We start from the raw sequence: 22,307 nt of genomic DNA, 5'->3' as shown, positions 1-22,307 counted from the left end.
GTTACTCCTTGGCCAGCGCGTCAAAGGCGGCCAGCTCTTCCTCGGTGATGTACTTCTTCAGCTCGTCGCGGTCGAACAGTTTGATGAGGTCGTCCCGCATCGGCGGCTGCACCCGCTCCTGCACCGTGACGCCGGAGCCGTCCGGGGTGAGACCGCACCGCAGGATCTTGGTCCGCCACTCGGACGACATGCCGGGGAAGTCGTCGCGCGTGTGACCGCCGCGGCTCTCCTGGCGCAACAGCGCCGCCTTCGCCACGCACTCCGAGACCAGGAGCATGTTGCGCAGGTCGAGGGCGAGGTGCCAGCCCGGGTTGTAGATGCGGCTGCCGGCCGCGCCGACGCCCTGGGCACGCTCCTTGAGCTTCTCCACCGCCTCCAGCGCCTCGGAGACCTCCTCGGCCTTGCGGATGATGCCGACCAGCTCGTTCATCGTCCGCTGCAGCTCGTGGTGGACCTCGTACGGGTTCTCGCCCGCGCGCTCCAGCGGGGCCAGCGCCTCCGCGCTCGCCTCGGCCACGGCCTCCTCGGAGATCTTCGGCCGGGCCGCCAGACCGTCCACGTACGAGGCCGCTCCCGCGCCCGCGCGGCGGCCGAACACCAGCAGGTCGGACAGCGAGTTGCCGCCCAGCCGGTTGGAGCCGTGCATGCCGCCGGAGACCTCACCGGCCGCGAACAGGCCGGGCACGTCCGCCGCGCCGGTGTCGGCGTCGACCTCGACGCCGCCCATGATGTAGTGGCAGGTCGGGCCGACCTGCATGGCCTCCTTGGTGATGTCGACGTCGGCCAGCTCCTTGAACTGGTGGTGCATCGACGGGAGCCGCTTGATGATCTCCGCGGCCGGGAGGCGGGTGGAGACGTCCAGGTAGACGCCGCCCTGGGGTGATCCACGGCCGGCCTTCACCTCGGAGTTGATGGCCCGCGCGACCTCGTCGCGGGGGAGCAGCTCCGGAGGGCGGCGGTTGTTGGCCTGGTCGGTGTACCAGCGGTCGCCCTCCTCCTCGCTGGTGGCGTACTTGTCCTTGAACACCTCGGGGATGTAGTCGAACATGAAGCGCTTGCCCTCGGAGTTTCTCAGCACCCCGCCGTCGCCCCGGACGGACTCGGTGACGAGGATGCCCCGCACCGAGGGCGGCCAGACCATCCCGGTGGGATGGAACTGGATGAACTCCATGTTGATCAGCTTCGCGCCGGCCAGCAGGGCCAGCGCGTGGCCGTCGCCGGTGTACTCCCACGAGTTGGACGTGACCACGTACGACTTGCCGATGCCGCCGGTGGCCAGCACGACCGCGGGGGCGTCGAACAGGATGAGCTTGCCGTTCTCCCGCCAGTAGCCGAAGGCCCCGGAGATCGCGCCGCTCCCGCCGGGCCCCGTCTCCTTGAGCAGGCGGGTCACCGTGCACTCCTGGAAGACCTTGATGTACGCCTCGGCGTCGCCGTGGAGCCTCTCGTCCTCCTGCTGGAGCGCGACCACCCGCTGCTGCAGGGTGCGGATCAGCTCCAGACCCGTGCGGTCACCGACGTGAGCCAGCCGCGGGTACTCGTGCCCGCCGAAGTTGCGCTGGCTGATCTTGCCGTCCTTGGTGCGGTCGAACAGCGCGCCCCACGCCTCCAGCTCCCAGACCCGGTCGGGAGCCTCCTTGGCGTGCAGCTCGGCCATCCTCCAGTTGTTGAGGAACTTGCCGCCGCGCATGGTGTCACGGAAGTGCACCATCCAGTTGTCGTCGCTGTTGACGTTGCCCATGGCGGCGGCCGCGCCGCCCTCGGCCATGACCGTGTGCGCCTTGCCGAACAGCGACTTGCAGACGATCGCCGTCCGCTTGCCCTGTTGGCGGGCTTCGATGGCCGCCCGCAGACCCGCACCGCCGGCGCCGATGACGACGACGTCGTATTCGTGACGCTCGATTTCCACAGGAGATCCTTATGCGAACGAGAAGGCGATGATGCCCTTGGCGACCAGGCGCACGTACAGGTCGGCGCCCATGACGGAGAACATGGAGATCAGCGCGAGCTGCGAGTGCTTGGCGTTGAGCTTGGAGACGAAGCCCCAGGCCCGATAGCGGATCGGGTGCTTGGAGAAGTGGTTCAGGCGCCCGGCCGTGATGTGCCGGCAGGAGTGGCACGACAGCGTGTACAGGTTGATCAGGACCGCGTTGACGATCAGGATCCAGGTGCCCAGGCCGGCCGGCTTCTCGATCAGCGCCTTCACCGCGTCGTACGCGAGGACGAGGCCGACGACGATCGCCGCGTAGAAGAAGTAGCGGTGGATGTTCTGCAGGATCAGCGGGAACCGCGACTCACCGGAGTACTTCGTGTGCGGCTCGTTCACCCCGCAGGCCGGGGGCGAGAGCCAGAACCCCCGGTAGTAGGCCTTGCGGTAGTAGTAGCAGGTGAAGCGGAACCCCGCGGGAAGGCCGAGGATCAGCAGGCCGGGAGGCAGGGTGTACCAGTCGCCGAAGGGGGCGAGGCCGAACAGTCGCGCGTCCGGCGGACAGCTCGTCGCCAGACAGGGCGACGCGAACGGCGCGTGGTACGGCGATACGAAGTATTTTGTATCAAAGATCGCCCACGTGGCGTAGACGAGGAATGCCGTGAAAATGATGAACGTGACCAGCGGATAGCGCCACCACTGGTCGGTCCGCAGAGTGCGCTCCTTGATCTGCGCACGTTGCCTTCTGGCCGGGCTCTCGGCCGTTGTCTGGGTCATCGAGACCTCTCCACCTCCCGCGGACCCCGCTCGCCCAGGGGTCCGGGTTGTTTCAGTTGTGCCGCGCGTCCGGGCCATCGTCGCGCCGGCTCACACGTGCGCGCGCATGTTGGTGGGGGATACGTTACGACGGAGCCCAGGGGTTGTGTGTAAGGGGTCTCTCACAATTTCACTGACCCGGTGTGATTCCTGTCACATTCGCCTGGCAGGAGCCCCTCGCCTGCGACGTCTCACGAGGTGGACGATCACAGGGAGGTCTCGGGAGGTTGTGGAGGCGGCTGTGGCGAGTGGGCGACCCCTGTCCTCCTCCCTCGCCCGTGCCCCGGCGGGCCGTCAGTAGTGCTGGCTGGAGTTGGGCAGCTTGACGACGGTCACGAAGAAGTCGTCGATCCGCCGGACCACGCTGATGAACTGGTCGAAGTCGACCGGCTTGGAGACGTAGGCGTTGGCGTGCAGGTTGTAGCTGCGCAGGATGTCCTCCTCGGACTCCGACGTGGTCAGCACGACCACCGGGATCCCGCGGAGCTTCTCGTCGGCCTTGATGTCCTGGAGCACCTCCCGGCCGTCCTTGCGGGGCAGGTTGAGGTCGAGCAGGATCAGGTCGGGCCGGGGCGCGTCGGCGTAGTCGCCCTCCTTGCGCAGGAAGGCCATGGCCTGCTCGCCGTCGTTGACCACGTGCAGCTTGTTGCGGACCTTGTTGAGCTCGAAGGCCTCCCGCGTCAGCAGGACGTCGCCCGGGTCGTCCTCGACCAGGAGCACGTCGATCCAGCGCAGGTCATTCATCGGTGTCTCCTGTGGGAAGGGTCCAGCGGAAGGTCGTGCCCGACGGGGCGGTCTTCCCGACGTTCTCGCTGTTCTCGGTCTTTTCGGCGATTGCGGTGTTCTCGGCGTTCTCGGCGTTCTCGACGTTCTCAGTGTGTCCGGTGTGCCCGACGTTCTCGGCGTTCTCGGCGTTCTCGGTGTTCCCGGGGCTTTCGGCGTTCTTGGCGGTCTCGCCGCCTCCGGCGCCTTCGGTGTCCACCCAGATGCGGCCACCGTGGTACTCGACGATCTTCTTGCAGAGCGCCAGCCCGATGCCCGTGCCCGCGTACACGTCCCGGCCGTGCAGGCGCTGGAAGATGAGGAAGATGCGGTCAGTGTATTTGCTGTCGATACCGATGCCGTTGTCGGTGCAGGAGAACTCCCACATGTCCCCGTCGCGCCGCACCCCGATGTGGATCACCGGCGGTTCCTGCGAGTGGAACTTGATCGCGTTGCCGATGAGGTTCTGGAAGAGCTGGGTCAGTTGCGCCCGGTTGCCGTACACCTCGGGCAGCTCGTCGTGGGTCACCGTCGCCCCGGCGTCCTCGATGGTGGCGCCGAGGTTGTTCAGCGCGGCCTTGAACGGCACGGTGGCGTCGATCCTGGTGCGCTCGCCGCCCATCCTGCCGACCCTGGAGAAGTCGAGCAGGTCGTTGATCAGCATCTGCATGCGCTTGGCGCCGTCGACGGAGAAGGCGATGTACTGCTTGGCGCGCTCGTCGAGCTGGTCGCCGTAGCGCTGTTCGAGCATCTGGGTGAAACTGGCCACCTTGCGCAGCGGCTCCTGCAGGTCGTGGCTGGCCACGTAGGCGAACTGCTCGAGCTCGCCGTTGGAGCGCTTCAGCTCCGCCGCCTGGTCCTCCAGCTTGCGCCGCGTCTCCGAGGACCGGCGCCACTCGGCGAGGATGCGGCGGCGCATCGCGTCGACATGGCCCGACAGCTCGGACAGCTCGGCCGGGCGTTCCACCCTGAGCTTGTGGTCGAAATCGCCCTGGGCGACCGCGCGGACCTGCTGGTTCAGCTCGGCCAGCGGGCGGAGCACCGCGTACCGCACGATGAGCACCGCGGCGATCCCGGCGACGACCAGCGCCGAGGCCACCCCGATGAGCGCGATGTAGAAGGCCTGCCAGCCGAGGTCGAGCCGGACGACGCCGGCCTCGTGCAGCCGGTTCAGATGGTTCTGGAGACCGGCGAGGGACTGGCGGATCTCGTTGAACCGGGTGGCGTTGATGGGGGCGTTCTGCCGGGCGGCGTCGGTCTTCAGGGTCGGTACGGCGGCGATGACCTTCTCCGCGTAGTCGCGCCGCCAGGCCTCTCCCGTCGCCTTCAACCGGACCACCTCGGCGGTGACCGCCTGCCGCTCCGGCATCCGGGGGAGCAGCGTGACGAGCGTTTCCAGCGAGGTCTTCTCCGCGGCGATCGCGTTCCGGTAGTCCCGCAGGGAGACTTCCTCGTTGGTCCTGCCGTACGCCCGCACCGAGCTCTCCTGCGAGGTCATCGCGTTGGAGATCTCCAGAAGGCGCAGCGCCGCCGGGTCGACGACGTCCACCAGCGTCTCCCTCGCCTCTCGCGTCTCCTCGATCGACTTGATCGTGACGACGGCGGAGACCATGAAGACCAGCGCGATGCCCACCCCGGCGAGCGTGAACCAGCGTCCCACCGGAAGGTTCCCGAACTTCTTCGCGGGGGTGAACGCGGGCAGGGGGCGAGGACTGAGGCCGTGATCCGGGCGCTCCGAACGGTCGGTCATCGTTTTCCGCTTCGAGAGATGAGCACGGTCGCCAGGTCGTCGCTGAGCGCGTCGCGGTTCAGCTCGATGACGCGTTCGATGAGCCGGTCGAGCTCGATCCCGCCCTGCTCCTGGACGAGCCTGAGCAGGCCCTCGGTACCGAGCAGGTCGGGCCCGCCGCCCACGGTGGCCTCGATCAGGCCGTCGGTGTAGAGCAGCAGCGACCAGTCGTCGCCGAGCGGAACGTCGATCGCCGTCCACTGGACGTCCTGGAAGATTCCCAGCGGGGGCCCCGAGGGGGTGCCGGGCACCACGCCGATCACGCCGTCGCGGATCAGCAGCGGCGGCGGGTGGCCGACCACGTGCATCCGCGCCCGGTCGAGCGTGGGGTCGATCGTGGCGATGCACAGAGTGGTGAAGATCTCCGCGGACTTGCGTTCCAGGCGGAGCACCGACTCCAGGGTGCCGAGCAGCTCGTTGCCGGTGTGCCCGGCCAGGACCAGGGTCCGCCAGGCGATCCTGAGCGCGACGCCCAGGGCGGCCTCGTCGGGCCCGTGCCCGCACACGTCGCCGACCACCACGTGGATGGCGCCGTCGGGGCTCTGCACGGTGTCCCAGAAGTCACCGGCCAGAAGGGCGCGCCTGCGTCCCGGCAGGTAGCGGGCCTGGTGGTCCAGGACCCCGGGGGCCAGCAGCGGGACCGGCAGGAGCCCGCGCTCGAGGCGGGAGTTCTCCTTGGTGAGCAGCTCGGCCTCGACGAGCTTGCGCTGGGCCAGGTCGGCGCGCTTGCGCTCTATCGAGTAGCGGATCGCCCGCGCCAGCAGGCGGGCCTCCACGTCCTGCTTGACCAGGAAGTCCTGGGCGCCGGCGGCGACGGCCTCCACGCCGACGTGGGTGTCGTTCAGGCCGGTCAGCACGAGCACGGCGGCGTGCGGAGCCATCGACAGCACCTGCTCCAGCGCCTCGAGGCCGGTCGCGTCGGGCAGGGAGAGGTCGACGAGCACGCACCGCACGTCCTCGGTGAGGCGCTCCCGGCTCTCGGCCATGCTGCGCACCCAGATGATCTTGGGTGGGTTGTCCGCCTCGCTGAGCAGTTCCTCCACGAGGAAGGCGTCGCCCGCGTCGTCCTCGATGAGGAGGAGTGTGAGCGTTTCATTGGCGGGGGCGGTCACTGACGCCTCTTCGTGAGATCGGGAGAACCTGTCGACGCTACGTAGAATAGTGTGACACCGGGACTTAGAGGGTGTTGATCAGTTCCCGTGATCCACGCGGCCGATATCGTGACCTGCCGCACGTCAGGAACGCGCCACAGCGGCTGTCGAGCACCCGTCGAGCACCCGTCGAGCGCCCACCCGGCCGCCGGGCATCCATGGCCGCTGCCCGGTCGCACGGCCCGCAAACCCCCGCCGTCGCACGCGGCGAGCGCCCGCGCCGCGTGCCGCGGTGACGGTTTCCGGAGCGGATCCGCTGGACGGGGGCCGGCTCTCGGTGATCAGCTCTCGGCGACCGGCGACCGGCGACCGGTTCTCGGTGATCAGCTCTCGGTGATCAGGTCGAGTCCCTGGGGGAGGCTGCCGTCGCGGGCGGCCTCGGTGAGGAAGAGGAGCAGGGCCGAGCGGAAGGCCTGCGCGGCGCGGGTGGGCTCGACGTCCTTGCGGTGCGCGATGGCTATGGTGCGGCGCAGCCCGGGGGGCGCCAGCGGCGTCCCGGCCAGTCCCGGGCGGCCGTCCAGCACCATCGAGGGAACCAGCGCGATCCCCAGCCCGGCCTCCACGAAGCGCAGCACGGCGTCCATCTCGCCGCCCTCCACCGCGAACCTGGGCTCGAACCCGGCCTGCCTGCAGGCGCTGAGCGTCGCCTCCCGCAGGTCGTACCCGCGCCTGAACATCACCATCGGCCGCCGCCGCAACTCCTCGATGCGCACGTACGGCCGGCGGGGGTGATCGTTCGAAGGGGAGGCGACGACGAGGTTCTCCCGCAGGATCTCCTCGGTGACGAGGGCGGGGTCGTCGCTGTGCAGCGGCATGATGATCAGTGCCAGGTCGAGCTGGCCGCGGGCGAGGGTGCGGACCAGGTCGCGGGAGCCGCCCTCCTCCACGAACAGCTCGATGCCGGGGTAGGCGTGGTGGAACCTGGCCAGCGCGTCGGCGAGCAGCCCGGCGCAGAGCGAGGGGGTCGCGCCCAGCCGGACCCGTCCCCGGCGCAGTCCCGCGAGCTCGCCGACCTCGCTCCTGGCGGTCTCGGCGTCGGCCAGCATCCTGCGGGCCAGCGGCAGCAGCGCCTCACCCGCCGGGGTCAGCGTGACGTTCCCCCGGGCGCGGCTGAACAGCGGCGCGCCGAGCTCGGCCTCCAGGGCCTTGATCTGCTTGCTCAGCGAAGGCTGGGCGACGCGCATTCCCTCGGCGGCCTGGGTGAAGTGCCGGGCCTCGGCGACCGCCACGAAGTAGGCGAGTTGCTGGAGCTGCACGTTTCCCTAGCGTAGAGGCTCCTCCGCGTACGGCTCCCCCGGTGTGCGCGTCGCCGGGGGCGCGAGTCGCCGGGCGGGTGAGGTCCTGAGCGCCGAGGATCCGCCGGGGACCTCGAGCGCCCGGAATCCCGGACGCGGGACCCTAGCGCACCGGCCCCGCGGCCTCGGATCCGGGGCGGGGGGTGGTGTGCGAGACGATGTGAGGCTTTGGCGAGGAAGGTGTGAGATTGCTCGCACCACCCTGGGGCCGCGGCCGCGGAAGCCTCAGGGAAGCAGAGTTAATAGCCGCAGGCTATGGAAACCACATCCATGATGACTTGGACGCCGGTAAACCCTCCTACCTAGCGTGACGAACGTGACTGCCACGATTGAGCGCGGATCCGCCACCGCGTCGGTGAAACCCCCGGCGGACGCCCCAGTGAAGCCGGCGCCGCCCAGGCGGCGGGGCGGTTTCCTCCGCTCCTCCAACGGCAAGAAGGCCGTGATGGCCGTCACGGGCGCCTTGATGGTGCTCTTCCTTGTCGGCCACATGGTCGGAAACCTCAAGAGCTTCTTCGGCGCCGAGTCCTTCAACTCCTACGCGGCCTTCCTGCGGACCGTGGGCGAGCCGATCCTCCCGTACCGCACCCTGCTGACCCTCATCGAGATCGGACTGGTCGTCACGGTCGGGCTGCACATGTGGTCGGCGATCTCCCTGGCCCGGCGGGCGCGCAAGGCCCGTCCGGTCAAGTACGCGGCCAGGCGCAAGTCCCGGGCGAGCGGCTACGCGGTCCACACCATGCGCTACGGCGGCGTCGTCATCGTGCTGTTCGTGGTCTACCACCTGCTGGACCTGACGTTCGGCGCGGTCAACCCGGCGGGTGCCGGCTCCACCCCGTACGAGCGCCTGGTCGAGGGCTTCGCGCCGTCCCGCTGGTGGATCACCCTGTTCTACGTGCTCGCGGTCGTCATGGTCGGCCTGCACCTGCGCCACGGCCTGTGGAGCGCCTTCCAGACGCTCGGCCTGGCGGGCCGCCGCAGCTACCGCTCGCTGAGGGCCGCCGCCACGGGCCTGTCGGCGCTGCTGGTCGTCGGCTTCCTCGCGGTCCCGGTCGCGGTCGTCATCGGAGTGATCAAGTGAGCGGGGCCCGGCGTGACGGGCACGACGGCGTACGAGGAGCGGATCTCCCGTACGGCGGACGAGAGGCGGATCTTCCGCATGGCGAGCGAGGAGCGGTGAGCGGGGCATGACCACGGGATACACAGAGGGCGCGCCGATCCGCGACACCAAGGCCCCCGACGGCCCGATCGAGGACCGCTGGGAGAAGCGCAAGTTCGGCGCCAAGCTGGTCAACCCGGCCAACAAGCGCAAGCTCAACGTCATCGTCGTGGGCACGGGGCTGGCGGGCGGCTCGGCCGCCGCGACCCTCGGCGAGCTGGGCTACAACGTCAAGTCCTTCTGCTACCAGGACACGCCCCGGCGCGCGCACTCCATCGCGGCCCAGGGCGGCATCAACGCGGCCAAGAACTACCGGGGCGACGGCGACTCGATCTACCGGCTGTTCTACGACACGGTCAAGGGCGGCGACTTCCGCGCCCGTGAGTCCAACGTCTACCGGCTCGCCCAGGTCAGCGTGAACATCATCGACCAGGCCGTGGCCCAGGGCGTGCCGTTCGCCCGCGAGTACGGCGGCCTGCTCGACACCCGCTCCTTCGGCGGCGCGCAGGTCTCCCGCACCTTCTACGCCAGGGGCCAGACGGGCCAGCAGCTGCTGCTCGGCGCCTACCAGGCGCTGGAGCGGCAGATCGCGGCCGGGACCGTCGAGATGCACACCCGTCACGAGATGCTCGACCTGATCGTCTCCGACGGCCGGGCGCGCGGCGTCATCGTCCGCGACATGGTCACCGGCGAGATCGAGCGGCACCTGGCCGACGCGGTCGTGCTGGCCAGCGGCGGGTACGGCAACGTGTTCTTCCTGTCGACCAACGCCAAGGGCTGCAACACCACGGCGATCTGGCGGGCGCACCGGCGCGGCGCGATGTTCGCCAACCCCTGTTACACCCAGATCCACCCGACCTGCATCCCGGTCAGCGGCGAGTACCAGTCGAAGCTGACCCTGATGTCGGAGTCGCTGCGCAACGACGGCCGCGTGTGGGTGCCGCTGGAGCGGGGCGACACCCGCCCGGCCTCGGAGATCCCCGAGGAGGAGCGCGACTACTACCTGGAGCGCATCTATCCGGCGTTCGGCAACCTGGTCCCGCGCGACATCGCCTCCCGCGCCGCCAAGAACGTCTGCGACGAGGGCCGCGGGGTCGGCCCCGGCGGGCTGGGCGTCTACCTCGACTTCGCCGACGCGATCCGCCGGCTGGGCCGCGACGCGGTGGAGAAGAAGTACGGCAACCTCTTCGAGATGTACGAGCGCATCACCGGCGAGGACCCCTACGCCCAGCCGATGCGCATCTACCCGGCCGTCCACTACACGATGGGCGGCCTGTGGGTGGACTACGACCTGCAGTCCACGATCCCGGGCCTGTTCGTGATCGGCGAGGCCAACTTCTCCGACCACGGCGCCAACCGCCTCGGCGCGTCCGCGCTGATGCAGGGCCTGGCCGACGGCTACTTCGTGCTGCCGACCACGATCGGCGACTACCTCGCGAACGGCCCGTACGGCGAGGTCGACGAGGAGGCCGTGGCCGAGGCCGAGGTCGCGGTGCGCGAGAAGATCGCCAGGCTGCTGTCGAACGACGGGGACCGCACCGCCGACTCCTACCACCGCGAGCTGGGCAAGATCATGTGGGACTACTGCGGCATGGAGCGTACCGAGGAGTCGCTGCGCAAGGCCCTGGAGCGGATCCCCGAGCTGCGCGAGGAGTTCTGGAGGAACGTGAAGGTCTCCGGCGAGGCCGGAGAGCTCAACCAGGCGCTGGAGCGGGCCGGGCGGGTGGCCGACTTCTTCGACCTGGCCGAGCTGATGTGCATCGACGCGCTGCACCGCACCGAGTCGTGCGGCGGCCACTTCCGCGCCGAGTCGCAGGACGCCGACGGCGAGGCCCTGCGCGACGACGAGCACTTCGCCTACGTCGCCGCCTGGGAGTACGGGGAGCAGGGCCCGATCCTGCACAAGGAAGATCTCGACTACGAGTACGTCAAGATGAGCCAGCGGAGTTACAAGTGAACCTGACACTCAAGGTCTGGCGGCAGAACGGTCCCGAGGACAAGGGCCGCATGGTCACCTACCGGGTCGAGGACGTGTCCCCGGACATGTCCTTCCTGGAGATGCTCGACGTCCTCAACGAGCGGCTCATCCTGGAGGGCGACGACCCGGTCGCCTTCGACCACGACTGCCGCGAGGGCATCTGCGGCATGTGCGGCATGGTCATCAACGGTGTCGCGCACGGCGAGCAGGTGGCCACCACCACCTGCCAGCTGCACATGCGGCACTTCGAGGACAACGCGGTCATCACCATCGAGCCGTGGCGCGCCGCGCCCTTCCCGGTGGTGAAGGACCTGGTCGTGGACCGCTCGGCGTTCGACCGCATCATCCAGGCGGGCGGCTTCGTCTCCGTCCCGGCGGGATCGGCCCCCGACGCGCACAGCGTCCCGGTGAAGAAGGTCGACGCCGACGCGGCGTTCGACGCGGCCACCTGCATCGGCTGCGGCGCCTGCGTCGCCGCCTGCCCGAACGGCTCGGCCTCCCTCTTCACCGCCGCCAAGATCACCCACCTGGGTCTGCTGCCGCAGGGCCAGCCCGAGCGCGACTCCCGCGCCAAGGCCATGGTCGAGCAGATGGACGCGGAGGGCTTCGGCGGCTGTACCAACACCGGCGAGTGCACGGCGGTCTGCCCCAAGGGCATCCCGCTGGACACCATCGCCCAGATGAACCGCGACTACCTGCGCGCCGCCAAGTAGGTTCCCCGGAGACGGGAGTCGCCCCTGTCGGGGGCGGCTCCCGTTCTCCCGTTCCGGATCGGGGTCGCCCCGGCCTGTCGCCGGCACGAACCGATCGCAGAGGAGAGAACCCGCGATGAGTCCAGAACCGACGTCGCCCCAGGCGGTCGCCGAGCGCATGGTCGAGGTCCCCGCGGGGAGGACCTTCCTGCGGGACGAGGGGACGAAGAGGATCTGGAAGGTCGAGATCGAGGCCTTCCGGCTGGCGCCGCATCCCGTGACCCGCGAGCTGTACCGCGCCGTCCTGGGCGAGGTGCCCGCGAGCCCGGCGGGCCCCCGGACGCCGGTGACCGAGGTCTCCTGGATGGAGGCGGTCCGGTTCTGCAATCTCCTCTCCCTGGCGGCGGGTCTCGACCCCTGTTACTCGGTGGGCGACGACCGTGACGGGCAGGACGTGGCCTGCGACCGGGGGGCCGACGGCTATCGCCTCCCCTCCGAGGCCGAGTGGGAGTACGCGTGCAGGGCCGGGACCTCCGGCGTCCGCTACGGGGAGCTGGACGACATCGCCTGGCACCGGGGGAACTCCGGCGGCGAGGTGCGCGACGTCGCGACCAGGGCGCCGAACGCGTGGGGCCTCCACGACATGATCGGCAACGTGTGGGAGTGGTGCTGGGACGTCTACGATCCCGAGGTCTACGGCCCGTACCGCGTGTTCCGTGGCGGAGGCGCGTACGACCTCCCCCGGGGATGCCGGGCGTCGTGCCGCCGCAAGAGCCACCCGACCTTCCGCGTCGACGACCTCGGGTTCCGGCTCGCCCGATCGCGCTGAGCGCTGAGCGGTACGGGGAGAACGGTACGCGGTGAGCGGGGACGGTGAGCGGGGACGGTGAGCGGGTACGCGCCCACCCGCCGGCCGCGTACCCGGCCTCCCAAGTCGGTGCGGCTAGCCGAGCTCGGCGACGATCTCCCGTCGCAGGCTCGCGGCGTCGAGGCCCGCGTCGGCCAGCACCTTGCTGCCCAGCCCCTGTCCCTCGCGCAGGATGCCCAGGAGGATGTGGCCGTCGCCGATGTAGTTGTGCTTGAGGTTGATGGCCTCGCGCAGGGACAGCTCCAGGGTCTTCTTCGCCCGGGGGCTGAAGCGGATGTGGAAGCCGCCGAGCACGCGGCCCCGCCGCTCGGTGTCGGGCCTGCGGTCCAGGGCGCCCGGCCCGAAGGCCGCCTCCACCTTCTCCCTGATGGCCGACAGGTCGATGCCGATCGACTCCAGCGCCTCGGCGTCGAGCGCGTCGCCCGGCTTCTGCGGGGTGAGGCGGACGACCGACCGGTAGGCGCCGTCGTGGTCGAGGCCGTGACGGCCCAGCACCCGCGCGGAAAGACTTTCCGGCTGGCCGAGCAGTCCGAGCAGGATGTGCTCGGTGCCGATGACGTCGTGCCGCAGCCTGCGGGCGTTCTCCTGCGCGAGGGTCACCGCCTGGCGGGCCTCGCGGTGGAACCGTTCGAACATCGCTATCTCTCCCGTCTCAGCAAACCTCGGCCACCCGCGTACTTCTTGTGCACCGCCTGCCGGGTCACTTCCAGGCAGTGCGCGATCTCCTGCCAGGACCAGCCCTGGTCCCGTGCGTTCTCCACCTGGAGGGCCTCCAGCCGGTCGACCAGCGTCCGCAGGGCCCGCACGGCTCGCAGGCCCACGGCCGGATCGCGGCTACCGGCGTCGGATGCCAGTTGCGCCGTATCACTCATGCCGTCAATCTAAGTTGACGCGAGCCGTTTGTCAACTCTGATTGACGGCGACACGCCCGAGGGTCGAAAATGATTTGCCTGGTCAGGGCGGAGTTTGTAACCCTTGCATGGCCATGCGCTCCTTACCCGCCGCCGATCCCGGCGTTCCCGATGCCCGCAGCCCGGTCAGATACCTGCGGTGGGTGATCCGCATGCAGGGGGGCCCGATGCTCCTCGGCATCGCCTACGCCGTCCTGTGGTGGCTCGCGATGGCGCTCGTGCCGTACGCGATGGGCAAAGGGATCGACGCCATCACGGCCAGGGACGTGTCGTCCCTGGCCACCTGGGGCGGGGTGGTGCTCGCCCTGGGGATCGCGCAGGCCGTCACGGGCGTCCTGCGTCACCGGATGGCCGTCTACAACTGGCTGGCCGCCGCCTACCGGACCGTCCAGGTCACCGCCAGGCAGTCGACCCGGCTGGGCGCGACCCTGCCCAAGCGCATGTCCACCGGCGAGGTGGTCAGCGTCGGCAACTCCGACATCGCCCACATCGGCAACGCGGTCGACATCCTGATCCGGGGCAGCGGCGCGGCCGTCGCCATCGCTGTCGTGACCGTCATCCTGATGAGCAGCTCGCCGCCGCTCGGCCTGATGGTCCTGGTGGGCCTGCCCCTCATGGCGGTCGCCGTCGCCCCCCTGCTCAAGCCGCTGCACCGCCGTCAGAACGCCCACCGCGACCTGCAGGGCGACCTGTCCACCCGCGCCGCCGACATCGTCACCGGCCTGCGGGTGCTGCGCGGCATCGGCGGCGAGCGGGTCTTCGCCGACCGTTACGGCGCCGAGTCCCAGCGGGTGCGTCACGCGGGCGTGCGGGTGGCCGCCGTCGAGTCCCTGCTGGAGGGCGCGCAGGTCCTGCTGCCGGGACTGCTGGTCACCGGCGTGACCTGGCTCGGCGCGACCTTCGCGATGCGCGGCGAGATCAGCGCCGGTCAGCTCGTCGCCTTCTACGGTTACGCCGCCTTCCTGATCGCACCCGTGCGCACCCTCACCGAGGCCGCCGACAAGCTGACCAAGGGGCACGTCGCCGCCCGCAGGGTGGTGCGCATCCTCGCGCTGCGGCCCGAGGTGGAGGGCGGCACCGGGCGCTCCGAGGGCGGCCTGCTGCGCGACGTGGCCTCCGGGGTGGCCGTGCGTCCCGGCGTGCTCACCGCCGTCGCGGCGGCCGTTCCCGAGGAGGCGGCGACCATCGCCGACCGGCTCGGCCGCTACAGCGAGGGCGACGTCGACTTCGGCGACGTGGCGCTGGAGACCCTGCCGATCTCCGAGGTGCGCCGCCGGGTCCTCGTCGCCGACAACGACGCCAAGCTGTTCGCCGGAGTGCTCAGGGAGGAGCTCGACGTCACCGGCCGGGCCACGGACGAGGAGCTCGACCAGGCCCTGCGGACCGCGTGCGCCGAGGACATCGTCGAGGCGCTGCCCGGCGGTCTCGACGGACGCGTCGCCGAGGCGGGCCGGGAGTTCTCCGGCGGCCAGCAGCAGCGGCTCCGGCTCGTCAGGGCGCTCACCCTCGACCCGGAGGTGCTCATCCTCATCGAGCCCACCAGCGCGGTCGACGCCCACAGCGAGGCGCGTATCGCCGACCGGCTGGTCAAGGCCCGCGCCGGCAAGACCACGCTGGTCTGCACGACCAGCCCGCTGGTGCTCGACCGCACCGACCACGTCATCTACGTCGAGGGAGGCGTCGTGCGCGCCGAGGGCACGCACCGGGAGCTGCTCGCCGCCCACCCGGGTTACACCGCCGTCGTCACCCGGGGAGAGACGTCATGAGCAGGCAGATCCTGCCCGTCGCCGACCAGGCGCAGGTCCGGGCGTACGCCCGCAGGCTCACCCTGAAGTACCCCCGCGACCTGACAGTGGCGCTGGTCCTGCATGCCCTGGCCGCCGTCGCGGGCCTGGCGGTGCCGTGGCTGCTCGGCGGTCTCGTCCAGGGCGTCCACGACGGCTCGGGGATCGACGTCACCCAGGTGGCACTGGCCATCGGCGGCTTCGTGGTCGCCCAGGCGGTGCTGGTCAGGTTCGCCGTCTACGCCTCCTCCAGGCTCGGCGAGAAGGTCCTCGCCGAGCTGCGCGAGGAGTTCGTCGAGCGGGTGCTCGGCCTGCCGCTGTCCACGGTCGAGCGCGCCGGGTCGGGCGACCTGATCTCGCGGACCTCGCGTGACGTCGACTCGCTGTCGCGCACGGTGCGGCACGCCGTGCCCGAGACGCTGATCGCGCTGGTCACCTGCGTGATCACCGTCGGCGCGCTGGTGCTGGTCGGGCCGTTGCTCGCGCTGCCCTCGCTGCTGGCCGTCCCCATCCTGTGGATCTCCACCCGCTGGTATCTCAAGCGGGCCAGGGACGGTTACCTGCGCGAGAGCGCGGCGTACGCCGACATGACCGACGGCCTGGCCGAGACGGTCAACGGCGCCCGCGCCGTGGAGGCCCTGGGCCTGCAGCGGCGGCGCCACCAGCGCACCGACGCCGACATCGCCGAGTCGTGGGCGGCCGAGAGATACACGATGGGGCTGCGCACGGTCTGGTTCCCCTCGGTCGAGCTCGGCTACGTGATCCCGATCGTGGCGACGCTGGTCATCGGCGGCCTCTTCTACATCCAGGGGTGGGTCTCGCTGGAGCAGGTCACCGCCGCCACGCTGTACGTCCAGCAGCTCATCGACCCGCTCGACCGGCTGCTCATGTGGATCGACGAGCTCCAGGTCGGCGGCGCCTCCATGGCCCGCCTGCTGGGCGTCGCCGAGGTGCCCGACGACCGCGAGCCCGGCTCCGCCGCCCCCGAGGGCAGCGAGCTGAAGGCGGACGGCGTCCGCTACGCCTACCGCGAGGGCCACGACGTGCTGCACGGCATCGACCTGACGGTCAGGCCCGGCGAGCGGCTCGCCATGGTCGGCCCGTCAGGGGCCGGCAAGTCCACGCTGGGACGCCTGCTCGCGGGCGTCCACGGACCCCGCACCGGAGAGGTCACGGTCGGCGGCGTCCCGCTGGTGGAGCTGCCCCTGGACGACCTGCGCGGCCATGTCGCCCTGGTGACCCAGGAGCACCACGTCTTCCGGGGCACCGTACGCGACAACGTGCTGATCGCCCGGCCGGACGCCGACGACGCGCGGGTCCGCGAGGTGCTGGAGGCCGTCAACGCCTGGGAGTGGGTCGAGGCCCTGCCGGAAGGACTCGACACGGCCGTCGGCTCCGGCGGCGAGTCCATCCCCGCCGCCCAGGCGCAGCAGCTGGCCCTGGCCCGGCTGGTCCTGGCCGACCCGCACACCCTCGTCCTCGACGAGGCCACCTCGCTGATCGACCCCCGCGCCGCCCGCCACCTGGAACGCTCGCTCGCCGCCGTCCTCGACGGCCGTACGGTCATCGCCATCGCCCACCGCCTCTACACGGCCCACGACGCCGACCGCGTCGCGGTGGTGGAGGACGGCCGCATCAGCGAGCTCGGCTCCCACGACGAGCTGGTCGCGGCGGGGGGCTCGTACGCGGCGCTGTGGAGCAGCTGGCACGGCTCCTCCAGGTGAGAGCGGGTTCCTGTGGCTCTCACCTGGAGGCGCGCCGTCCCCGGTTCGTTCCGCGCGCTTTCCGGGACGCGGGTCAGGGGGCGGAGAGGATCGGGACCTTGCGCCGGATGAGGTCGGCGAGGGCGGCGTGGCCCTGCCGGTTGAGGTGCAGCACCGCGACGCCGCCCTCCTGGCCGGGGGCGAGGGCGTCGAATCCCCGGTAGAACGGGTCGGTCGACTCGCACAGCGAGTGCCCGGCGAACTCGGGGCGCAGGGTCGTCGAGTTCAGGTGCGGGCCGACGAACCGGACGTCGATCCCGCGTGCTCTGGCGGCCTGCGCGGTCCTGGCCAGGGTCGCGTCCAGCGCGCCGGAGACCTTGGCACCCGCCAGGCGCTCCTCGGCGCTGAGGACACCGGCGTCGCAGATCGGGTCGAGTGGTACGCCGGTGGCGTTCTGGCCACGGGTGACCGCCCTGCCGTACCCGGTCATGACGATCTGGGCGCGGGGGCTGCGGCGCCTGATCTCGGTGAGGAGGCCGCTCAGGGACCGCTTCAGGGCGGGCATGCGGTCGAGGATCGCCGCGGTGGGCGCGCCCGTGCAGTCCGCCTGGACGCACACGTTGCCGTATCCGGCGAAGTCGATGTCGTTGCCGCCGATGTTCAGCGTCACCAGATCGGTGTTCCGGCGGAGCGCGTCGAGTTGCGGGGGTTCCCCCTTGAACGTCTGCCGCAGATCCTGGACGGCCGCGCCGCTGCACATGACGTTGGCGAATTTCACATTCGTGCCGCGCTGCCGGAGCTCCTCGACGAGGATCGCGGAGGAGGAGTTGCGGCTGCGGTAGCAGGTCCCCTCGGTGCCCGGCTCGTAGTCCCCGGCCCCCGTGCCGGATCCGTAGGAGTCGCCCAGCGCCACCACGTCGAAGGACGGTGTGACACCGGTCGCCGCGGCGGCGGCGGGGGCCGCCGTCCCGGCGACCAGGACGAGGCCCGCGAGGCCTGCGGCGATTCTCGTGCGAGTGACCATCATCAGTGGTGGATCCTCCCGTGAAGACGACGAAGGCCACGGCGACAGGGATCGGCCCCGCCCCGTGGCGCCTCCCCCTGCGAAGTGCGGATTCGTGCCGGTGCGCCCATGGTCCGGAACCTGGCCTGGAAGGCAAGGAATCCCGTCGGCTGTACGGACCACTCGCGCCCGGTTTGGGCACTTATGTTAGGACCGTCGTGTTGACGAAATCTTGAAAGACGGCAGATTCGGTATAGCGGGCCGTCCGCAATGGCCGGGGGTAGACGTGCCTGTCACGTCCGAAGCGCTTCGGCCCGGGAAGCTACACTCTCGCCCCATGGGTATAGGCCGCATCCTCTATCTCACCTTCGGCTGCATAGTGCTGTGCATAGCCTTTTTGCTGGCCATGGAGGAGGAGGACCCCAACAACATGCCACGGGCACAGGTCTTCGCGCTGGGGGGCATCGCGTTGATGGTCGCCGGCGCCGCCTGCGGAGCCGCCGAGCGCCGGACCGCTCGCCTTCCGCAGCCTCCCCCGCAGCCCCCGGCTCCGCAGCACTACCCGCCGCAGGGGCACGCCCCTCAGCAGGGTTACGCCCCGCAGGGTTACACCGCCCCGCAGGGCCACAACCTCCAGCAGGGTTACACCGCCCCGCAGGCGTACACCCCGCAGCAGGGCTACACCGTTCCCTACCCTCCCGGCCAGAACCACTGAGGCCTCGGTAAGGCTCGGGCCCGAGCCTTACCGAGGAGAGCTCAGGAGAGCGCCTTCTTCAGGAAGTCGACCTGGAGCAGCAGCAGGTTCTCCGCCACGGCCTCCTGCGGGGTCATGTGGGTGACCCCCGACAGCGGCAGCACGTTGTGCGGGCGGCCCGCGGCCAGCAGGGCCGAGGACAGACGCAGGGTGTGCGCGGCGACCACGTTGTCGTCGGCCAGGCCGTGGATCAGCAGGAGGGGGCGGTCCAGCTTCTCCGCGTCGGCGAACAGGGACGAGGAGTCGTAGTGGCCCTCGTCGGGGTGGCCGAGGTAGCGCTCGGTGTAGCAGGTGTCGTACAGGCGCCAGTCGGTCACCGGGGCCCCGGCGACGGCCGCGTGGAACACGTCGGGGCGGCGGAGCACGGCCAGGGCGGCCAGGTAGCCGCCGAACGACCAGCCCCGGATGCCGACCCGCGACAGGTCCAGGTCGTCGGGGAACCGCGCGGCGGCGCCGTGCAGGGCGTCGATCTGGTCCTCCAGGACCGGGGTGGCCAGGTCGTGCAGGACGGCCCGCTCGAACTCGGGGCCGCGGCCCGGGGTGCCCCGGCCGTCGGTCACGACCACCGCGAAGCCCTGGTCGGCGAACCACTGGCTGGTCAGGTGCGCTCCGGCCGCGGCCAGCACGCGCTGGGCGTGCGGTCCGCCGTACGGGTCCATGAGGACCGGCAGCCTCGCCGAGCCGGGCACATGGCCGGAGGGCAGGAGCACGGCGGTGGCCAGGTCGCGCTCGCCCGCCCTGATCAGGGAGACCCGCAGGTCCAGGCTGGGGCGCTCGGCGTGCGAGACGATGTGGCCGCGGGGCGTGCCGTTGTGCAGGACGCGGGTGACCGAGCCCTCGCTGTCGAGGGTCTGGCCGGTGATCACGAGGGTGCCGCCCGCGGTGTGGCCGCTGTAGACGCCGCCCTCGGCCGGGCTGACAAGGGTGATCTGGCCCCTCCGGTAGGCCCAGACGGCGATCTCGGTGGGTTCCCCGCTCGCCCGGAAGAGCACGGTCTCGCCGTCGATGTCGAGGATCTCGCGGACCTGGAGGGTGGGCGGCGTGACGGGGGAGTCGCCGACGACGAGGCGGTGGCCGCCCTCCGAGGTAGCGGCCCAGACGAGGCTGCCGTCGGACAGGTGGCCGGGGACGCCGGTGACGACGTCGACCCAGGCGGGGTCGGTGTCCTCGCGCACGGCCGTGGAGGTACCGGTGGCCGGGTCGACGTCGAGCAGCCGCATGGTCCGCTGGTCGCGCGTCATGGTGACGATCGACAGGCCGTGGGTGTCCCAGGTGGCGTTGACCAGGTACTCGTCGTCGAAGGGCACGGCGACGCGGGCCCCGTCGAGGGTGAGGACGAAGAGCTCGACCCCGGCGTTGGCCGTACCCGCGGAGGGGTAGCGCTGCTCGGCGGCGGGACGGGCCGGGTTGGCCGGGTCGGCGATGTGCCAGCGCTGCACCGGCGACTCGTCGGCCCGCTCGACCAGGATCGCGTCGCCGGACGGCGACCACCAGTAGCCCCGCATGCGGTCCATCTCCTCGGCGGCGATGAACTCGGCCAGGCCGTACGTCACCTCCGGGGACTCGGGGCGGGCCAGCGCGTGGTCGACCTCGTCCTCCAGGTCCTGGATGTGGAACGCGCCGCCGGTCACGTAACCGACGTGGACGCCGGTGGGGGACATCCGGGGGTCGATCACCGGCCCGGAGGTCTTCAGCCGCCGTACGAGGGCCGTCTTCAGGTCGACGACGTAGAGACCGCCGGAGAGCGCGAACGCCGCGACGGTCACCGCGGCGTCGGTGCTGTACCCGACGACGCCCCCGGCCTGCTCGCGGCTCCGCTCGCGGCGCGCCCGCTCCGCGGGCGGCAGGTCCTCCTCGTCCGCCGCCAGGGCGCGCGGGTCGACGATCAGGCGTTCCGCGCCGCTGAGGACGTCGTACTCCCACAGGCAGGTCACCGGGTCGAAGCCGCTCCTGCTCCGGAGGAACACGACGCGGTCACCGCCCGGGGCGATCGTGAAGCCGCGCGGCACTCCAAGGGTGAATCGACGGGTTCTGGCGTGCAGGCGAGGGAAGCTCTCACTCATACGAGCCATCTTGCCAGTTCCGCATCGAGTGTCTTGTTTCCGAGGCGTGGAGGGACCGGGAATCCGGCGTTCCGCACGATGGGCGGCGTCGATACCCTCGGACGCATGACTGATCGGCGCCTGATGCTCGTGCACGCCCATCCGGACGACGAGACGATCGGCAGCGGAGCCACCATGGCCAGGTACGCCGCCGAGGGCGCGCACGTCACGCTGGTGACCTGCACCCTGGGGGAGGAGGGGGAGGTGATCCCCCCGGAGCTCGCCCACCTGGCCGCCGATCGCGACGACACCCTGGGCGAGCATCGCGTCGGGGAACTCGCCGCGGCCTGCGCGGCGCTCGGCGTCACCGACCACCGGTTCCTGGGCGGTCCCGGCCGCTGGAGGGACTCCGGCATGATGGGCGTCGCCTCCAACCACAGGGCGAACGCCTTCTGGCGGGCCGATCCGGACGAGGCGGCGGGCGAGCTCGTGAGGATCATCCGCGAGGTGCGGCCCCAGGTGCTCGTCACCTACGACGAGAACGGTTTCTACGGTCACCCCGACCACATCCAGGCCCACCGCGTCGCCTGGCGGGCCGTCGAGCTGGCCGCCGACCCGGCGTTCGAACCGGTGTCCGGACCGGGGCCCGGAGCGGTCTCCGGACCGAAGGCCGGATCGGGATCCGAACCGGGATCCGGTGCGGGCGGGCCGTGGCGGGTCGCCAAGATCTACCACACCGCCATGCCCCGATCCGTGATGTACAGGACCGAGGAGGCGATGCGCGAGAGGGGCGCCCCCTTCCTCGCCGAGCCGGTCGACGACCTGCCGTTCGGCTGCGAGGACAAGGACGTCACCACCGAGATCGACGCCCGCGCCCACGTCGGCCGGAAGATCGACGCGATGCGGGCGCACGCCACCCAGATCAGCGTGAGCCCGCCCTGGTTCGCCCTGTCCAACAACGTCGGCCAGGAGGTGCTCGGGGTCGAGCACTTCATCCTCCGCTCCGGCGCGCCGGGGCCCGCCGGTCCCGGAGCGCCGATCGAGGCGGGAGGGCTCGGCGAGCCGTACGACCGCGAGGACGACCTCTTCGCCGGGATCGACTAGCCTCGATGCTTGTGATGGAGCAGGTACCAGCCGTGCGTGAGCCCTCGGAGACGGTCGTCACCGTGGCGGCCAACGCCGTGCTCGTCATGCTCGGGCTCCTGATGGGCGTCCTCGGCGGGTTCCAGCACTCCTGGTACGTCAGGCCCGTCCCGATCTCCGCCATCGTCTGCCTCGCCCTGCTGTTCGCGGTGACCTACGGGGCGGGCCGGATGACGCGCGGCAAGGCGGCGCCCCTGTCGTTCGCGGCGGGCTGGGCGCTGGTCACCGTGATCTGGATCTCCGCGCGGCCGGAGGGGGACCTGGTCATCGCCAACGACCTGTCCGGCTACCTCTACCTCTACGGGGGCCTGGTGGCGGTCGTGACGGGGGTCCTGCTCTCGCCGTCGGCCGCCGTGGCCGGGTCGTGGCTGCTCACCCCGCATGGGTACGGCTCCGGACCGCGATCCTCACCCGTACCGCAGGCACCGCCCGGCCCACCCGTACCGCCGGGCCCGACCGCTCCCTGACGACCTCGTCACACGCGGGAAAAGCGGGGAAAGGGCGGGAAAGGCCGGGGAAAGCCACTGTCG

19 protein-coding genes are annotated in these 22,307 nt (G+C 70.8%); 9 read left to right on the top strand and 10 right to left on the bottom strand.

Going from position 1 to position 22,307, the window contains the following annotated elements:
* Nucleotide 1: 1 nt before the first annotated feature.
* The 6 genes from ACTOQ3_RS23955 to ACTOQ3_RS23930 all read right to left on the bottom strand — a co-directional run bounded on the left by ACTOQ3_RS23955 (nucleotide 2) and on the right by ACTOQ3_RS23930 (nucleotide 7,701).
* Nucleotides 2–1,909 carry a fumarate reductase/succinate dehydrogenase flavoprotein subunit gene (locus tag ACTOQ3_RS23955; RefSeq protein WP_440085572.1) on the bottom strand — a complete coding sequence of 636 codons (1,908 nt, stop codon included), beginning with the start codon at nucleotides 1,907–1,909 and terminating at the stop codon, nucleotides 2–4.
* A 9-nt stretch (nucleotides 1,910–1,918) separates the two neighbouring features.
* Complete coding sequence (locus ACTOQ3_RS23950) at nucleotides 1,919–2,704, bottom strand: hypothetical protein (RefSeq protein ID WP_440085571.1); 786 nt, start codon at nucleotides 2,702–2,704, stop codon at nucleotides 1,919–1,921.
* A 333-nt stretch (nucleotides 2,705–3,037) separates the two neighbouring features.
* A complete protein-coding gene (locus ACTOQ3_RS23945; RefSeq protein WP_362685208.1) occupies nucleotides 3,038–3,487 on the bottom strand; it encodes a response regulator in 450 nt (149 codons plus the stop codon).
* The gene (locus tag ACTOQ3_RS23940) at nucleotides 3,480–5,255 is read right to left on the bottom strand and encodes a sensor histidine kinase (protein ID WP_440085570.1); all 1,776 of its coding nucleotides are present in this window, start codon (nucleotides 5,253–5,255) and stop codon (nucleotides 3,480–3,482) included. Before ACTOQ3_RS23940 ends, ACTOQ3_RS23945 begins: the two co-directional genes overlap by 8 nt.
* Nucleotides 5,252–6,406, bottom strand: a complete 1,155-nt coding sequence (locus tag ACTOQ3_RS23935; RefSeq protein WP_440085569.1) for a PP2C family protein-serine/threonine phosphatase — start codon at nucleotides 6,404–6,406, stop codon at nucleotides 5,252–5,254. The genes ACTOQ3_RS23940 and ACTOQ3_RS23935 overlap by 4 nt, the downstream gene beginning before the upstream one ends.
* 362 nt (nucleotides 6,407–6,768) lie before the next feature.
* Complete coding sequence (locus ACTOQ3_RS23930; RefSeq protein WP_440085568.1) at nucleotides 6,769–7,701, bottom strand: LysR family transcriptional regulator; 933 nt, start codon at nucleotides 7,699–7,701, stop codon at nucleotides 6,769–6,771.
* Nucleotides 7,702–8,056: 355 nt separating this feature from the next.
* Here ACTOQ3_RS23930 and ACTOQ3_RS23925 point away from each other — a divergent pair, with 355 nt between their 5' ends.
* The 4 genes from ACTOQ3_RS23925 (at nucleotide 8,057) to ACTOQ3_RS23910 (ending at nucleotide 12,398) form a co-directional block, all read left to right on the top strand.
* Nucleotides 8,057–8,821 (top strand): succinate dehydrogenase cytochrome b subunit, encoded by a 765-nt coding sequence (locus ACTOQ3_RS23925; protein WP_440085567.1) that lies wholly within the window; start codon nucleotides 8,057–8,059, stop codon nucleotides 8,819–8,821.
* Nucleotides 8,822–8,927: 106 nt separating this feature from the next.
* The gene (locus tag ACTOQ3_RS23920; protein ID WP_440068396.1) at nucleotides 8,928–10,856 is read left to right on the top strand and encodes a fumarate reductase/succinate dehydrogenase flavoprotein subunit; all 1,929 of its coding nucleotides are present in this window, start codon (nucleotides 8,928–8,930) and stop codon (nucleotides 10,854–10,856) included.
* Nucleotides 10,853–11,590, top strand: a complete 738-nt coding sequence (locus ACTOQ3_RS23915) for a succinate dehydrogenase/fumarate reductase iron-sulfur subunit (RefSeq protein WP_440085566.1) — start codon at nucleotides 10,853–10,855, stop codon at nucleotides 11,588–11,590. The genes ACTOQ3_RS23920 and ACTOQ3_RS23915 overlap by 4 nt, the downstream gene beginning before the upstream one ends.
* Nucleotides 11,591–11,705: 115 nt before the next feature.
* Nucleotides 11,706–12,398 (top strand): formylglycine-generating enzyme family protein, encoded by a 693-nt coding sequence (locus tag ACTOQ3_RS23910; RefSeq protein ID WP_440085565.1) that lies wholly within the window; start codon nucleotides 11,706–11,708, stop codon nucleotides 12,396–12,398.
* A gap of 114 nt (nucleotides 12,399–12,512) precedes the next feature.
* Here ACTOQ3_RS23910 and ACTOQ3_RS23905 read toward each other — a convergent pair whose 3' ends face one another.
* Nucleotides 12,513–13,073, bottom strand: a complete 561-nt coding sequence (locus tag ACTOQ3_RS23905) for a Clp protease N-terminal domain-containing protein (RefSeq protein ID WP_440085564.1) — start codon at nucleotides 13,071–13,073, stop codon at nucleotides 12,513–12,515.
* 2 nt (nucleotides 13,074–13,075) lie between these two features.
* Complete coding sequence (locus ACTOQ3_RS23900) at nucleotides 13,076–13,309, bottom strand: RNA polymerase subunit sigma-70 (protein WP_362685234.1); 234 nt, start codon at nucleotides 13,307–13,309, stop codon at nucleotides 13,076–13,078.
* Nucleotides 13,310–13,422: 113 nt separating this feature from the next.
* On the opposite strand from ACTOQ3_RS23900, the gene ACTOQ3_RS23895 reads away from it, so the two are divergent.
* Nucleotides 13,423–15,114, top strand: coding sequence for an ABC transporter ATP-binding protein (locus ACTOQ3_RS23895; RefSeq protein ID WP_440085563.1), 1,692 nt, complete (start codon nucleotides 13,423–13,425; stop codon nucleotides 15,112–15,114).
* Nucleotides 15,111–16,856, top strand: a complete 1,746-nt coding sequence (locus ACTOQ3_RS23890) for an ABC transporter ATP-binding protein (protein ID WP_440085562.1) — start codon at nucleotides 15,111–15,113, stop codon at nucleotides 16,854–16,856. The genes ACTOQ3_RS23895 and ACTOQ3_RS23890 overlap by 4 nt, the downstream gene beginning before the upstream one ends.
* Nucleotides 16,857–16,929: 73 nt before the next feature.
* Here ACTOQ3_RS23890 and ACTOQ3_RS23885 read toward each other — a convergent pair whose 3' ends face one another.
* The gene (locus ACTOQ3_RS23885; RefSeq protein WP_440085561.1) at nucleotides 16,930–17,862 is read right to left on the bottom strand and encodes an SGNH/GDSL hydrolase family protein; all 933 of its coding nucleotides are present in this window, start codon (nucleotides 17,860–17,862) and stop codon (nucleotides 16,930–16,932) included.
* A gap of 313 nt (nucleotides 17,863–18,175) precedes the next feature.
* Between ACTOQ3_RS23885 and ACTOQ3_RS23880 the strand changes: the two genes are divergently transcribed.
* Nucleotides 18,176–18,553 (top strand): hypothetical protein, encoded by a 378-nt coding sequence (locus ACTOQ3_RS23880; RefSeq protein WP_440085560.1) that lies wholly within the window; start codon nucleotides 18,176–18,178, stop codon nucleotides 18,551–18,553.
* A 41-nt stretch (nucleotides 18,554–18,594) separates the two neighbouring features.
* Here the strand turns inward: ACTOQ3_RS23880 and ACTOQ3_RS23875 are convergent, their stop codons facing one another.
* Nucleotides 18,595–20,655, bottom strand: a complete 2,061-nt coding sequence (locus ACTOQ3_RS23875) for a prolyl oligopeptidase family serine peptidase (protein ID WP_440085559.1) — start codon at nucleotides 20,653–20,655, stop codon at nucleotides 18,595–18,597.
* A 105-nt stretch (nucleotides 20,656–20,760) separates the two neighbouring features.
* Here ACTOQ3_RS23875 and mshB point away from each other — a divergent pair, with 105 nt between their 5' ends.
* A complete protein-coding gene (gene mshB, locus ACTOQ3_RS23870; protein ID WP_440085558.1) occupies nucleotides 20,761–21,738 on the top strand; it encodes an N-acetyl-1-D-myo-inositol-2-amino-2-deoxy-alpha-D-glucopyranoside deacetylase in 978 nt (325 codons plus the stop codon).
* A 14-nt stretch (nucleotides 21,739–21,752) separates the two neighbouring features.
* Nucleotides 21,753–22,244: a DUF6113 family protein gene (locus ACTOQ3_RS23865; protein WP_440085557.1), complete on the top strand. Its 492-nt coding sequence runs from the start codon at nucleotides 21,753–21,755 to the stop codon at nucleotides 22,242–22,244.
* Nucleotides 22,245–22,307: the final 63 nt, after the last annotated feature.

The sequence above is a fragment of the Streptosporangium sp. LJ11 genome, assembly GCF_051918945.1.
Classification (GTDB): Bacteria; Actinomycetota; Actinomycetes; order Streptosporangiales; family Streptosporangiaceae; genus Streptosporangium.
This window is presented reverse-complemented; position numbering and strand designations above follow the sequence as displayed.

What these genes read in the sequence shown, in the direction of transcription:
- ACTOQ3_RS23950 (WP_440085571.1), bottom strand. Translation starts at nt 2,704, where the DNA reads ATGACCCAGACAACGGCCGAGAGCCCGGCCAGAAGGCAACGTGCGCAG.
- ACTOQ3_RS23945 (WP_362685208.1), bottom strand. Translation starts at nt 3,487, where the DNA reads ATGAATGACCTGCGCTGGATCGACGTGCTCCTGGTCGAGGACGACCCG.
- ACTOQ3_RS23940 (WP_440085570.1), bottom strand. Translation starts at nt 5,255, where the DNA reads ATGACCGACCGTTCGGAGCGCCCGGATCACGGCCTCAGTCCTCGCCCC.
- ACTOQ3_RS23920 (WP_440068396.1), top strand. Translation starts at nt 8,928, where the DNA reads ATGACCACGGGATACACAGAGGGCGCGCCGATCCGCGACACCAAGGCC.
- ACTOQ3_RS23910 (WP_440085565.1), top strand. Translation starts at nt 11,706, where the DNA reads ATGAGTCCAGAACCGACGTCGCCCCAGGCGGTCGCCGAGCGCATGGTC.
- ACTOQ3_RS23905 (WP_440085564.1), bottom strand. Translation starts at nt 13,073, where the DNA reads ATGTTCGAACGGTTCCACCGCGAGGCCCGCCAGGCGGTGACCCTCGCG.
- ACTOQ3_RS23900 (WP_362685234.1), bottom strand. Translation starts at nt 13,309, where the DNA reads ATGAGTGATACGGCGCAACTGGCATCCGACGCCGGTAGCCGCGATCCG.
- ACTOQ3_RS23895 (WP_440085563.1), top strand. Translation starts at nt 13,423, where the DNA reads ATGCGCTCCTTACCCGCCGCCGATCCCGGCGTTCCCGATGCCCGCAGC.
- ACTOQ3_RS23890 (WP_440085562.1), top strand. Translation starts at nt 15,111, where the DNA reads ATGAGCAGGCAGATCCTGCCCGTCGCCGACCAGGCGCAGGTCCGGGCG.
- ACTOQ3_RS23885 (WP_440085561.1), bottom strand. Translation starts at nt 17,862, where the DNA reads ATGATGGTCACTCGCACGAGAATCGCCGCAGGCCTCGCGGGCCTCGTC.
- ACTOQ3_RS23880 (WP_440085560.1), top strand. Translation starts at nt 18,176, where the DNA reads ATGGGTATAGGCCGCATCCTCTATCTCACCTTCGGCTGCATAGTGCTG.
- ACTOQ3_RS23875 (WP_440085559.1), bottom strand. Translation starts at nt 20,655, where the DNA reads ATGAGTGAGAGCTTCCCTCGCCTGCACGCCAGAACCCGTCGATTCACC.
- mshB (WP_440085558.1), top strand. Translation starts at nt 20,761, where the DNA reads ATGACTGATCGGCGCCTGATGCTCGTGCACGCCCATCCGGACGACGAG.
- ACTOQ3_RS23865 (WP_440085557.1), top strand. Translation starts at nt 21,753, where the DNA reads ATGGAGCAGGTACCAGCCGTGCGTGAGCCCTCGGAGACGGTCGTCACC.